Genomic DNA, 13,159 nt, shown 5'->3' with positions numbered 1-13,159 from the left:
GAGCGGCGGACATCCCCCCACGTGGAAAGGACCGCCGTATGAGTGAGCACCGCAGCAAGCCCCGTCACCGCAAGGGCAGGAAAGCCCTGGCCATCGGGTTCCCCCTCGCCCTGACCGCCACCGGCACCCTGGTCTACGGAACGGACCTCGGCGTCTTCGGCTCCGGCGCCCAGGAGGCGTCCGCCACGACCGCCGCGCCCGCCTGGGCGACCGCGACCGCCGACGGTTTCGCCTCCGTCAACGCCCTCGGCCAGAACGGCACGTACGGCGGCCGGGACGGCAAGACGGTGACCGTGCGCACGCAGGCGGAGCTGGAGAAGTACGCGACGGCCGCCGAGCCGTACGTCATCGTGGTCGCCGGGACGATCGACATGGCCCCGGTCGGCAAGGAGATCAAGGTCGCCTCGGACAAGACGATCGTCGGCTCCGGCACCTCGGGCCAGATAGCGGGCGGCGGCTTCTTCCTCGGCCCCGGCGTCCACAACGTGATCATCCGCAACCTCACGATCCGGGACTCGTACCAGGGCGTCTGGAACGACAAGGAGCACGACTTCGACGCGATCCAGATGGACGGCGCCCACCACGTCTGGATCGACCACAACGACCTGCGGCACATGGCGGACGGCCTGATCGACGTCCGCAAGGACAGCACGAACGTCACGGTCTCCTGGAACAAGCTGAGCAACAACAACAAGACCTTCGGCATCGGCTGGACGAAGAACGTCACCACGGACATCACGGTCCACCACAACTGGTTCCGCGAGACCGAGCAGCGCAACCCGTCCACCGACAACGCCGCCCACGCGCACCTCTACAACAACTACCTGGAGGACGCCCCCGGCACGGACATCACGTCCGCCTACGGCAACTACGCCCGCGGCAGGACGAGGATGGTCCTGGAGAACAGCTACTTCCAGGGCGTGCGGAACCCCGTCACCAGGGACAGCACCGCGGCCCTGGTCCAGCGCGGCAGCGTCTTCACCGGCACGTCCGGCCGCAACGAGAGCGGTGGTGGCACGGCCTTCGACCCGAAGAAGTACTACGCCTACACGCTCGACAGGGCGGCGGACGTGCCGTCCCTGCTCAGGTCGGGCACGGGCCCGCGCGGCTCGATCGGCACGAAGCCGGCCGCCGCCAAGGCGGCGACGACCCTCACGGTCGCCCGGGACGGCAGCGGCCAGTACCGGACCGTGCAGGCGGCCGTGAACGCCGTACCCGCGAACAACCCGGCCCGGGTGGTCATCGAGGTCAAGCCGGGAACGTACCGCGAGACGGTCAGGATCCCCTCCAACAAGCCGCACGTCACCCTCCGGGGCACCGGTGGCAGCCGCAAGGACACGGTGATCGTGTACGGCAACGCCGCCGGGACGCCCAAGCCGGACGGCTCCGGGACCTACGGCACCGCGGGCAGCGCCACGGTCGCCGTCGAGGCCGACGACTTCCAGGCGCGCAACCTGACGATCTCGAACGACTTCGACGAGAAGGCGAACCAGTCCCTGTCCGCCCACCAGGCGGTGGCCCTGCGCACGGCGGCCGACAAGGTCTTCCTGGACGGCGTGATCGTCACGGGCGACCAGGACACGCTGCTCCTGGACACGGCGTCGAAGGACAAGCCCGGCCGCGTCCGCGTGACCAACTCCTACGTCGTCGGCAACGTCGACTTCATCTTCGGCCGGGCGACGGCCGTGATCGACCGGTCGGTCATCACCCTGAAGAAGCGCTGGAACGGCACCTCGGGCGGCTATGTCACCGCCCCGAGCACCCCCGCCGGCCGCAAGGGCATCCTCATCGCCGCCTCCACGGTCAACGGCGACGTCGCCGACCGGAGCTTCCACCTCGGCCGTCCCTGGCACGCGGGCGGCGACGCCTCCCTCGACCCCCAGACCACGGTCCGCGACACCACCCTCAGCGCCGCGGTCAAGTCCGCCCCGTGGAGCGACATGAGCGGCTTCTCCTGGAAGGACGACCGCTTCGCCGAGTACCGCAACACGGGCCCCGGCGCGGGCCCCGCGAGCTCCGACCGCCCCCACCTGACCGACGCCCAGGCGGCGGACCAGCAGATCGGGGACTGGCTGGGCGGCTGGGTGCCTACCGCGTCGTAGCGGACCGCGCGGCGCTCCCCCGTTCCGCCGAGCGCAGTGCCGCAACGGGCATGCGCTCCAGGACCTTGTGGGCCAGTCGACGCACGCCGGCCTGGCGGACGGGCCCCGTGCCGACGCCCCACCGGTGGCGCGGCGCGGCCTCGGCAGCACGGCCGAGGCCGCGGGCGTCGGCCCGCCGGGGGTGGCCGCGGTGCGCCGAGGTCACATCACTGTCCTCAGGGACGCGATGAGGCCCGGGCGCGTACAGGATGTACACGCCCGGGCCCCGAGGCGGAAACGCCGGCGGTCGGCTACCGCACGACCGTGATCCGGTCCGCCGTCGGCGGGGTGATCGGGTCGGTCGCCGAGGAGTGGGCCGTCAGGTACTGCTCCAGTGCCGTCAGGTCGTCCGCGCCGACGAGTTCGTTCGTGCCCTCGCCCAGGGTGGGGAAGCCGTCGCCGCCGCCCGCGAGGAAGCCGTTCGAGGCGACGCGGTACGTGGCGGCCGGGTCGATCGCCGAGCCGTTCAGGCGGATGGAGTCCGTGACGACACGGTCGGCGCCCGTCTTCGTCAGGTCCAGGGTGTAGGTCAGGCCGGACGAGACCTGGAGGATCTTCGGGGCCGACGCGTTCGGGCCGCTCACCTGCTCCTTGAGGACCTGGATCAGCTGGGCGCCCGTGTAGTCCTTGAGGTTCACCGTGTTGGCGAAGGGCTGGACCGCGAAGCCCTCGGCGTACGTCACCACGCCGTCGCCCTCGTTCCCCGTGGCCGCGTACGTGAGCGGCGCGCGGATGCCGCCCGGGTTCATCAGGGCGAGGTCGGTCTCCGGGTCCTGGGACTTCCCGTAGGCCAGTTGCGCGTCGGCGATCAGGTCGCCCAGCGGGGACTCGGTGCCGTCGCGGGGGATGTCGCCGGAGATGTAGCCGACGGGGCGGCTGCCGATCGGGGCGGCGAGGGTGCTCCACTTGTCGAGCAGCCGGGTCATGTCCGGCGCCTTCGGTACGTCCCGTGTCACCACGTGGTTCGCCGACTTCACGGCCGTACGGGCTATGTCACCCGTGCGGCGGTCGTAGGTCAGCGTCGTGTCCGTGTAGAGGCGGCCGAAGGACGCGGCCGACGTGACCATGCGGGGCTTGCCCGCCGGGTCCGGGATCGTGCAGACGTACGCCGCGTGGGTGTGGCCGGTGACCAGCGCGTCGACCTGCGGGGTGACGTTCTCGGCGATGTCGGCGATCGGGCCGGAGATGCCGTCGCCGGCGCCCGGGGAGTCGCAGTCGTAGTTGTAGGAGGACGATGCCGGAAAGCCGCCCTCGTGGACGAGGGCCACGATCGACTTCACGCCCTGGCGCTGGAGCTCCTTGGCGTACGTGTTGATCGTCTCGACCTCGTCCTTGAAGGACAGGCCCTTCACGCCCTCGGCCGACACGACGTCCGGGGTGCCCTCCAGGGTCACGCCGATGAAGCCGACCTTGACGCCCTTCTGCTTCCACACCCAGTACGGCTTCAGGACGGGCTTCTTCGTCTTCTCGTCGAGGACGTTCGCCGCCAGGTACGGGAAGTCGGCGCCCTCGAACTCCTCCTCCGTGTAGCAGCCCTCGGTGGGGTGGCAGCCGCCGTTCTGGAGGCGGCCGAGCTCGGTCGCGCCCTCGTCGAACTCGTGGTTGCCGACGCTCGTCACGTCCAGGTCGAGCTTGTTCAGCGCCTCGATGGTCGGCTCGTCGTGGAAGAGGCCGGAGAGGAGGGGTGACGCGCCGACCATGTCGCCGCCGGCGGCGGTGATGGAGTAACGGTGGCCCTTGCGGGCCTCACGCAGGTGGGTGGCGAGGTACTCGACGCCGCCCGCGTCGACCGTCCTCGTCGTGCCGTCCGGCTGGAGTTCGGTGACCCGGCCGGAGGAACCGGCCGGCGGTTCCAGGTTGCCGTGCAGGTCGTTGAAGGACAGGAGCTGGACGTCCTGGTAGCGGCCGGAGCGGTGGTCGGGCTCGTGGCCCCCGTGGCCCCGGCCGCTCTCGCCCGCGCTGGCCGTCGCCGGCAGCGCCGCCGCGGCGAGCGCCCCGGCGGTGAGGACGGTGGCGGCGACGGCGAGGAGACGGTTCGTACGACGTCTGCGGCGCGGTTGGTGCGACGGTGCGGTGAGTGGCATGCGCCCCCCTGTGGTGTGCGTGACGCGAGCCGCTGAGGAGACGGCTCGTCGGCGCAGCAGCCTAGAGTCAACGCGCGTAGCGCGACAGGGGGTTCCGGGTTACATCCTGGTTTAGCTTGTGGCCCGGCCTTCTCCTTGGGATGCCGCCGCTTTGCCGCGCCCGCCCCTTACCCTCGTACGCATGACCAGCGACGACACCGTACGGCCCGGCCGCCCCCGCTCGATCGAGACCCTCGCCGAACTCACCCCGGAGCAGACCGACGCCGTCCTCGCCCTGCTCGCCGAGGCCGCCCGGAACGACGGGCAGCAGGCCGTGTCCGAGCAGGGACGGCTGCAACTGCGCGGCGCCGCACGGGAGGGCATCGCGCACCTGCTGCTCACCGTGAACGGCAGCGAACTCGTCGGCTACGCCCAGCTGGAGGACACCGACCCGGTGGAGCCGCCGGCCGCCGAACTGGTCGTCCACCCCTCGCACCGGGGGCAGGGGCACGGGCGGGCGCTGGGCTCCGCGCTGCTCGCCGCCTCCGGCAAGCGGCTGCGGATCTGGGCGCACGGCGGCCACTCCGCCGCCCGGCACCTCGCGCAGGTGCTCGGGCTCACCCTCTTCCGCGAACTGCGTCAGATGCGGCGCCCCTTGGCCGACCTGGAACTGAGCGACCCGCGCCTGCCGGAGGGCGTGACCGTGCGCACCTTCGTCCCCGGGCAGGACGACGCGGCCTGGCTCGCGGTGAACGCCGCCGCCTTCGCCCACCATCCCGAGCAGGGCGCCCTCACCCAGCGGGACCTCGACGACCGCAAGGCCGAGGCGTGGTTCGACCCGGCGGGGTTCTTCCTGGCCGAGCGGGGCGGCGAACTGGTCGGCTTCCACTGGACCAAGGTGCACGCGGCCGAGCGGCTGGGTGAGGTGTACGTCCTCGGCATCCGCCCCGACGCCCAGGGCGGTGGCCTGGGCAAGGCCCTGACCACCATCGGCCTGCGCCACCTGGCGGGGCTGGGACTGCCCACGGCCATGCTGTACGTCGACGCCGACAACGAGGCCGCGGTGTCCGTCTACGAGCGCCTGGGCTTCGTCACGCACGAGACGGACCTGATGTACCGCACGGAGACGTGACGCCCCGCGACAGACACCGCACGGGCACGTGAGGTCCACGCGCCGCACCGGCCAGGTGGAGCCCCACGCGCCGCACCGGCCGGATGGCGCGCGTGCCGCACCCGTCAGGTGGCCCCACGCGCCCGCCGCGCCCCACGCTTCCGCCGTCGCTGCCGCCGTCGCCCCAACGGCTCCGGCCCGCACACCCCCCACACCACGACCACCGCCGCCAGCAGCACCGCCCACCGGTCGTGGGCCACCGGCCACCGCGGGTCGTCGGGCGGCACGAACAGCGCCCAGCCGTCCGGTGCCAGCAGGGGCGCGAGGACGGCCGTCAGCAGCAGTGCCGCCACGACGACCGGTCCCGGACGCACCTCGTCCGTCAGCCGTACCGCCGCCGCGGCGCCGGCGAGCGCCAGGACGCCCAGCACCGCGGCCTCCAGCGTGATGTCACCGGCCGGGGGCCGGGACGCCGCGGGGGCGAGCAGCAGCACGGCCGTCCACCACAGCGCGACGAACGGTGCGACCAGCCCCACCCGCAGCGCCTGCCGCAGCGGGCGCCCGGTCGGGACGGGAGTGGTGAGGTGCCGGGCCGGGTCGTCCAGCAGGAAGGCCAGCCCGAGCGCGCCGATCAGGGCGATGCCCCGCAGGATGACGAGCGTCTGCCAGCGGGCCGGCTCCGCGTCCATGAGCCCCGGGGCGGCGGCGAGCAGCAGCCCGAGGGCGCCGGCCGCGCCCAGGGTCCGCCACGGCAGCGTGCGCCACACCGGGCCGACCAGGGCCGGCGTCACTCCTCGCACGAGTCCGCCTTGTCCGGCCCGGCCACGCCCAGCAGTTCGGCGGCGCGGGCGGTGGTGACGCCCGGCGAGGTCAGCTCGTCCCAGTGCGCCTTCACCCGGTCCCCGACCCCGGGCCGCGGCTTCTCGAGCAGGCGCCGTACGACGTCCGTCTGCCCCTCCGTCATGGTCAGCGGGTTGGTCGGCGACAGGACGATCGCCGCCCCCTCCACGCTGTCGTCGAGACGGACCCGGCGCAGGGCGTTCACCGGGTCGTCCTGCCAGCTCAGGGAGAGCCACATGAGGGTGACCATCCGCCCGTCGCAGATCTCACCCCCGGCCTCCTCGGTGCCCGCGACCAGCACGGCGGCGACGGCGCTGGAGAACTCCGGGACCCGGTTGCCGCCCCAGGCGGTGCCCACGGTCACCTGGTGCGCCTCGGTCAGCGACGGGATCGCGGCGTCGCTCTCCAGCCCGTACCGGGCGTCGATCCGCTGGCGTACGACGAGCGGCCGGTCGTGCGCGGAGCCGCCCGCGCGGGACTGGACACGGTCGACGACCTCGGCCCACGTACCGACGCGGGGCACCCACTCGGGGAAGGCGCAGTACGTCGACCGCCCGCGCTCCACGCACGTCTGCTCCGGCCGTACCGAGGCACGCTCACGGGCCGCGGTCAGCTCCGGTGACGGCGCCACGCCCCTGGCCTGCAGCACACCGCCCGTCACCGCCAGCGCGAGGGTCAGGACGACACCCGCCCGGACGGCCAGGTTCCGTCCGCCGGCGAGGAGCACCGCGAGGAAGGCCGCGCACAGGGCGACGCCCGTCAGGTACAGGGCGTGCCAGGCGGCGGGCCGGCCCAGCAGCTCGGAGGGGAGGGTGTCCGCGCTGCCCCCGGCGACGGCCGGTGCCAGCCACGACGTACCGTCCATGCCGCTCGGCCCCGTGCCGAGCGCGAAGGCGAACAGCAGGAGGACCATCGTCAGCGGCGCGGCGAGCCCCGACCGCGCCACCCGGGCCAGCAGCACCCCGAGCGTTCCGAACAGCAGGACCGTCAGCGGTCCCACGACCAGCTCGGCCGGCGAGCCGTGCCCGACCGCCCCCGGTTTGAACGCCTCCCAGGTGAACTGCCCGGCCACACAGACCGCGGTGAGCAGGGCGGCCGGCACGACGGACAGCGCGTGGGCCACCGTACGGCGCCAGGGCTGGACGACCTGCACCGCGAAGTGCGCCTCGGTGCCGTGCCGCTCGGAGCGCAGGACGGCGAAGTTGGCGTAGAGCAGGACGGCGAGCCCGACGAGCATCGGCATGCTCTGGGTGGCGCGGTCGGCGTCCTGGAGGGCGGGGTAGCCGTCCGCGGAGTCGAGGGTGCGCCACACGATCCAGGCGACGTACGCGAGGAAGGCCAGGAGGACGGGGACGCTCGTCAGCAGCCGGCGTGCCTCGAACCGGGCCAGGGCGAGCACGGCCCGTACGCCGCCACCGCGGGCCCCGGTGTCCGCGACGGGGGGATCCGTCACCAGCACGGCACTCACGCGGCCACCTCCGGGACGGCACCGTCGAGGGCGAGCAGGTAGCCGTCCTCCAACGTGGGTTCGACCAGGTCCGCTCCCGCGGGCGGATCACCGACGTTCCGGAAGGAACCGGTCCCCGTACGCCACCCCGCCTTCGCGCCCGCGTCCCGCTCCGTACTGCTCCACACGCGTCCGGCGGCCCGCGCGGTCAGCTCGGCCGGGGTGCCGTCGAACCGCACCGTCCCGGCGGCCATGACGACCACGCGGTGGCAGAGCATCGCGACGTCCTCGGTCTGGTGGGTGGAGAGCAGCACGGTGCGCCCCTCCCCGGCCCCGGCGATCAGTTCCCGGAACCGCATCCGCTGCTCCGGGTCGAGCCCGACGGTCGGTTCGTCGAGCACCAGGAACCCGGGGTCACCGACCAGGGCGGCCGCGAGCGCGACCCGCTGCCGCATGCCGCCGGACAGCTTCTTGATCTTCCGTCCGCGTACGTCGCCCAGGTTCACCTCCTCCAGCACCCGCCGCACCTCGCGGTGGCGGGCGCCCCGGTCCGTCAGTTCCTTCAGGATCGCGACGTAGTCGACGAACTCGAAGGCGGTGAAGTCCGGGTGGAAGCCGGGCGTCTGCGGCAGGTACCCGAGCCGCCGCCGTACCTCCTGCCGTCCGCGCGCGGTCCCCGGATCGTGCCCGAGCACGGTGAAGGAGCCCCGGTCGGCGGGCACGGCGGTGGCGAGCACCCTGAGGAGCGTGGTCTTCCCGGCCCCGTTGGGCCCGAGCAGCCCCGTGACGCCCGGGGTCAGCCGCAGCGACACGTCGTCGAGGGCGCGGGTGCGGCCGTGGTGGAGGCTGAGCCCTGAGGCGGAGACGGTGGGATTCATACGGCACTCCCGTACAGGAAGAAGAGGGGAAGCGGGGAAGAGGAAGGACTCACGCGGCACCGCGCGCGGAGACGTCGAACCGGTCACGGACCAGGAAGAGCAGCCCGGCCCCCAGGAGGGCCACGGCCGCGGCCACGCCCTGCCCGGCCGCGGTGAACGGTGCCAGCGGGCCGTCCCCGGCGGCGCGGGCCGTGTCCGCGGCCAGCAGTACGGCCCCCCACGCCCCCGCGGTCACGGACGGCGCGACCACGGGACCGAGCCGGGGCGTCAGCGCGAGCCCGGCCGTGGTGAGGGCGAGCCCGGGCAGCAGCCAGGCCAGGGCGCGCAGCCCGTACCCCGGCAGGGCGAGGGTCGCCAGGCCGTTGACGCCGAGCGCCACGACCAGCACGGCGACCGTGCGGATCATCAGCAGCCGGAAGCCGTGCACCGGTGAGACGACCGCCAGCTCGTACGTCGGGTCCAGCGCGGGCCCGTAGGCGAGCGCCACCCCGGCCAGCGGCAGCAGGGGCGCGAGGGCGAGGAACAGGGTGGGCCTGTCGGCGACGCCGGCCGAGAAGGCGGCGACGAAGGTCACGAGCAGCACGGCGACGACCGCGCCGAGCCAGGAGCGGCGCAGTACGGGGGTGGCCGCGAGCAGCCGCGCGGTGCCGTCGGAGACGCCGCACCGCACCAGCAGCCCCTCGAACCGACCCGGCCGGGGCGCGTCCAGCTCGGCGTCGAGCCGCTCCCATCCCTGGTCCAGCACGGCGACGTCGCTCACCTCGGCGAGGACGCCGCGGCAGTGCGCGCAGGCGGTCAGGTGGGTGTCGGCGGACCACAGCGCGGGCACGGTCAGCGTCCCCCGGGCGTACGCCCGCAGGTCGTCCACGTCCACGTGCCAGGTGTCCCGGCGCCTGTCTTCGCTTCTCATGCCAGCGCCTCCCGCAACTGCCGGCGGGCCCGCATCGCCCGCGTCTTGACCGTGCCCGGCGGGATGCCGAGCAGGACGGCCGCCTCGCGGGTGGTCAGCCCGTCGACGACCGTGGCCTGGAGCACCGCGCGCAGCTCCGGCGAGAGCCGGACGAGGGCGCCGGCGAGGTCCCCGTGCTCGACGCCGGCGAGCACGCGCTCCTCGGCGGAGACCTCGTCCCGGTGCCGCAGCCGGGCCAGTGCCTGCCGCAGCCGTCCCCGCGCCCCGTCGCCGCGCAGCACGTCGATCAGCCGCCGCGACCCGATCCGCCACAGCCAGCCCGCCACGTCCCCGTCCTCCCGGTAGCGCGCACTGCCCCGCCACACCGCGAGAAAGGTCTCCTGCACGACGTCGTCGACGACGCCGGTGTCGGCGCAGCGGCTGCGCATGCGGGCGGTCAGCCAGGGCGCGTACCGGCGGTACAGCTCCTCGAAGGCGCGCCGGTCGCCGTCGTCCGCGACGGCCCGCAGCAGCGCGCCGTCGCTCCTCGTTTCGCTCACGTCTCCTCATCGGACGAGCCCGGCCGGGCGGTTCACACGATCGCAGCCGGAATCTTCCGGCCGGGCGGCGGGTGGCGCCGGCCGGCGCCATCGGGCGCCGCCCCGCACCCGTCAGAGGCCCCCCGCTATCCCACACGTCATGTCCCCGTAACCATCGATTCAGACAGCCTTGCGACCCTCACCGAATGAAGCCGACCGTGCCACCAGGAGCAGAACATTCCGCGCCTTCCGACGCGCCTGTCCTGCGCGTGGCGCGGAAGAATGGGTTCATGAGGCAGCCGAACACCCAGGCAGAGGTCCAGCACCCCCAGCCCTCCGTGGGCTCCATCGCCGCGCACCGCCCGCACACCGTGGCCGCCACGGTCTCCGACCTGGAACCCGACATCGACGCCGACCTCGACGGCTACGAGGAGTCGGAGGAGTCCCAGGCCGGCGGCGCCCAGCTGCCGCAGGGCCGCTTCCTGGACCGTGAACGCAGCTGGCTCGCGTTCAACGAACGCGTGCTCGAACTCGCGGAGGACCCGAACACCCCCCTCCTCGAGCGTGCCAACTTCCTCGCGATCTTCGCCAGCAACCTGGACGAGTTCTTCATGGTCCGCGTCGCCGGCCTCAAGCGCCGCATAGCGACCGGTGTCGCCACCCGCTCCGCCTCCGGCCTCCAGCCCCGTGAGGTCCTGGACATGATCTGGGCCCGCTCACGCGAGCTCATGGCCCGCCATGCCGCCTGCTTCCACGAGGACGTCGCTCCCGCCCTCGCCGAGGAGGGCATCCACCTGGTCCGCTGGAACGAGCTCGCGGAGAAGGAGCAGGCCCGCCTCTTCACCCTCTTCCGGCACCAGATCTTCCCGGTCCTCACCCCCCTCGCCGTCGACCCGGCGCACCCCTTCCCCTACATCTCGGGCCTCTCCCTCAACCTCGCGGTCGTCGTGCGCAACCCCGTCACGGGCCACCGCCACTTCGCCCGCGTCAAGGTCCCCCCGCTGCTCTCCCGCTTCCTGGAGGCCGCCCCGGGCCGCTACGTCCCCCTCGAGGACGTGATCGCCGCCCACCTCGAAGAGCTCTTCCCCGGCATGGAGGTCCTGGAGCACCACGCCTTCCGCCTCACCCGCAACGAGGACCTCGAGGTGGAGGAGGACGACGCCGAGAACCTCCTGCAGGCCCTCGAGAAGGAGCTGATGCGGCGCCGCTTCGGCCCGCCCGTCCGCCTGGAGGTCGAGGAGTCGATCGACCGCGAGGTCCTGGACCTCCTCGTGCGCGAACTCAAGATCAGCGAGGCGGAGGTCTACCCGCTCCCCGGCCCCCTCGACCTCACCGGGCTCTTCCGCATCCACGGCATCGACCGCCCGGAGCTGAAGTACCCGAAGTTCGTCGCCGGCACCCACCGCGACCTGGCCGAGGTGGAATCGGCGTCACCGCCGGACATCTTCGCGGCCCTCCGCAGCAGGGACGTCCTCCTCCACCACCCGTACGACTCCTTCTCCACCTCCGTACAGGCCTTCCTGGAGCAGGCGGCCGCCGACCCGGACGTCCTCGCGATCAAGCAGACGCTGTACCGCACCTCCGGCGACTCCCCGATAGTCGACGCGCTCATCGACGCGGCCGAGTCCGGCAAGCAGGTCCTCGTCCTGGTCGAGATCAAGGCCCGTTTCGACGAGCACGCCAACATCAAGTGGGCCCGCAAGCTGGAGGAGTCCGGCTGCCACGTCGTCTACGGCCTCGTCGGCCTGAAGACCCACTGCAAGCTGTCCCTGGTCGTCCGCCAGGAGGGCGACACGCTGCGCCGCTACAGCCACGTCGGCACCGGCAACTACCACCCGAAGACGGCCCGCCTCTACGAGGACCTCGGCCTGCTCACCGCGGACCCGCAGGTCGGCGCGGACCTCTCCGACCTGTTCAACCGCCTCTCCGGCTACTCACGCCGCGAGACCTACCGCCGTCTGCTCGTCGCGCCCAAGTCCCTGCGCGACGGCCTGGTCTCCCGTATCCACAAGGAGATCCAGCACCACCGCTCCGGGCGCCCCGCCTACATCCGCATCAAGGTCAACTCGATGGTCGACGAGGCCGTGGTCGACGCGTGCTACCGCGCGTCCCAGGCCGGTGTCCCGGTCGACGTGTGGGTGCGGGGCATCTGCGCGCTGCGCCCGGGCGTGACGGGTCTGTCGGAGAACATCCGGGTCCGTTCGATCCTCGGCCGCTTCCTCGAACACTCGCGTGTCTTCGCCTTCGGCAACGGCGGTGAGCCCGAGGTCTGGTTCGGCAGCGCCGACATGATGCACCGCAACCTCGACCGCCGCATAGAGGCCCTGGTCCGGGTCACCGACCCGGCCCACCGGGCGGCCCTCAACCGGCTCCTCGAGACCGGCATGTCCGACGGCACCGCCTCCTGGCACCTCGGCCCGGACGGCGAGTGGACCCGGCACGCGGCCGACGCGGACGGCCAACCCCTGCGCAACATCCAGGAGATGCTCATAGACGCCCGGAGGCGCCGGCGTGGCACAGCAGCACCTTGACCCGACGAACCCCACGGCCACCACCGGGCCGCCGGTACCCGCGACCCCGAACTCGCACCCGGACTCGGACGCCCTCGCGTCCTACCTGCGCGCGCAGGCCACGGAGTTCCTCCGCGCCCTGCGCCTGCACCGGGAGTCAGGCGGCGGCGCGCACGCGAACGGGGCACACGGGCCGGACGGGGCACCCCCGCCCGAGCGTCCCGTGGACGCGGCCCGCGCCCTGCGCCGGGCGGCCCGCCGGCTGAGCGGCACCCTGCACACGTACCAGCCGCTGCTGGACGCCGAGTGGGCGGAGGCCATGCGCCCCGAACTGGCCTGGCTGTCCGGCACGCTGGCGCTGGAGCACGCGTACGCGTCCCGCCTGGAACGCCTGCTCCAGGCCCTGCACCGGCTGTCCGGTTCGTCGGCGTTCCCGGACCGGCAGCCGGCGGGCCGGGCCGCCGCGACCGCGGCCGTCACCGTACCGGCCGCCGCCCACCGGCCGCCCCCGGACCGCGCCCACCTGACCGTGGGCGCGGCCAAGGCGGGCGCGCTGCTCGACCGCCAGCTGACCCTGGCCCGCACCCGGGCGCACTCCACCGCGCTCCAGGCGCTGGGCAGCAGCCGCTTCCACGCGGTCGCCGACAAGGTCGCCCTGCTGGCCAGCGAGGTCCCCCTGCGGCCCACCACCGGCCTCGCCCCGCCCAGACCGCTCCCCACCACCCCCGCGCACCCGACGCC

General features: G+C 73.3%; 10 protein-coding genes. 4 read left to right on the top strand and 6 right to left on the bottom strand.

The window, feature by feature from the left end; genetic code table 11:
- Positions 1–38: 38 nt before the first annotated feature.
- Positions 39–2,102 carry a pectinesterase family protein gene (locus KUM32_RS07125; protein ID WP_217140944.1) on the top strand — a complete coding sequence of 688 codons (2,064 nt, stop codon included), beginning with the start codon at positions 39–41 and terminating at the stop codon, positions 2,100–2,102.
- A 290-nt stretch (positions 2,103–2,392) separates the two neighbouring features.
- Here the strand turns inward: KUM32_RS07125 and KUM32_RS07120 are convergent, their stop codons facing one another.
- On the bottom strand, positions 2,393–4,225 hold the full coding sequence (locus tag KUM32_RS07120) for a bifunctional UDP-sugar hydrolase/5'-nucleotidase (protein WP_217140943.1): 1,833 nt from the start codon (positions 4,223–4,225) through the stop codon (positions 2,393–2,395).
- 181 nt (positions 4,226–4,406) lie between these two features.
- Between KUM32_RS07120 and mshD the strand changes: the two genes are divergently transcribed.
- Positions 4,407–5,336: a mycothiol synthase gene (gene mshD, locus KUM32_RS07115; protein ID WP_217140942.1), complete on the top strand. Its 930-nt coding sequence runs from the start codon at positions 4,407–4,409 to the stop codon at positions 5,334–5,336.
- A gap of 104 nt (positions 5,337–5,440) precedes the next feature.
- Here the strand turns inward: mshD and KUM32_RS07110 are convergent, their stop codons facing one another.
- Genes KUM32_RS07110 through KUM32_RS07090 form a run of 5 tightly spaced genes read right to left on the bottom strand, consistent with a single transcriptional unit; the run spans position 5,441 to position 9,929 of the window.
- Entirely contained in the window at positions 5,441–6,115 is a 675-nt protein-coding gene (locus tag KUM32_RS07110; protein WP_308408615.1) for an ABC transporter, read from the bottom strand.
- Complete coding sequence (locus tag KUM32_RS07105) at positions 6,103–7,623, bottom strand: ABC transporter permease (RefSeq protein ID WP_217140941.1); 1,521 nt, start codon at positions 7,621–7,623, stop codon at positions 6,103–6,105. The genes KUM32_RS07110 and KUM32_RS07105 overlap by 13 nt, the downstream gene beginning before the upstream one ends.
- Positions 7,620–8,480 (bottom strand): ABC transporter ATP-binding protein, encoded by an 861-nt coding sequence (locus KUM32_RS07100; RefSeq protein ID WP_217140940.1) that lies wholly within the window; start codon positions 8,478–8,480, stop codon positions 7,620–7,622. The genes KUM32_RS07105 and KUM32_RS07100 overlap by 4 nt, the downstream gene beginning before the upstream one ends.
- Positions 8,481–8,529: 49 nt before the next feature.
- On the bottom strand, positions 8,530–9,390 hold the full coding sequence (locus tag KUM32_RS07095) for a zf-HC2 domain-containing protein (protein ID WP_217140939.1): 861 nt from the start codon (positions 9,388–9,390) through the stop codon (positions 8,530–8,532).
- A complete protein-coding gene (locus tag KUM32_RS07090) occupies positions 9,387–9,929 on the bottom strand; it encodes an RNA polymerase sigma factor (RefSeq protein ID WP_217140938.1) in 543 nt (180 codons plus the stop codon). Before KUM32_RS07090 ends, KUM32_RS07095 begins: the two co-directional genes overlap by 4 nt.
- Positions 9,930–10,198: 269 nt before the next feature.
- Here KUM32_RS07090 and KUM32_RS07085 point away from each other — a divergent pair, with 269 nt between their 5' ends.
- Positions 10,199–12,439 carry an RNA degradosome polyphosphate kinase gene (locus KUM32_RS07085; RefSeq protein ID WP_217140937.1) on the top strand — a complete coding sequence of 747 codons (2,241 nt, stop codon included), beginning with the start codon at positions 10,199–10,201 and terminating at the stop codon, positions 12,437–12,439.
- The coding region (locus KUM32_RS07080) for a CHAD domain-containing protein (protein WP_217140936.1) at positions 12,420–13,159 on the top strand (740 nt) is incomplete at its 3' end. The genes KUM32_RS07085 and KUM32_RS07080, both read left to right, overlap by 20 nt.

The organism is Streptomyces sp. AC627_RSS907, assembly GCF_019049165.1.
This window is presented reverse-complemented; position numbering and strand designations above follow the sequence as displayed.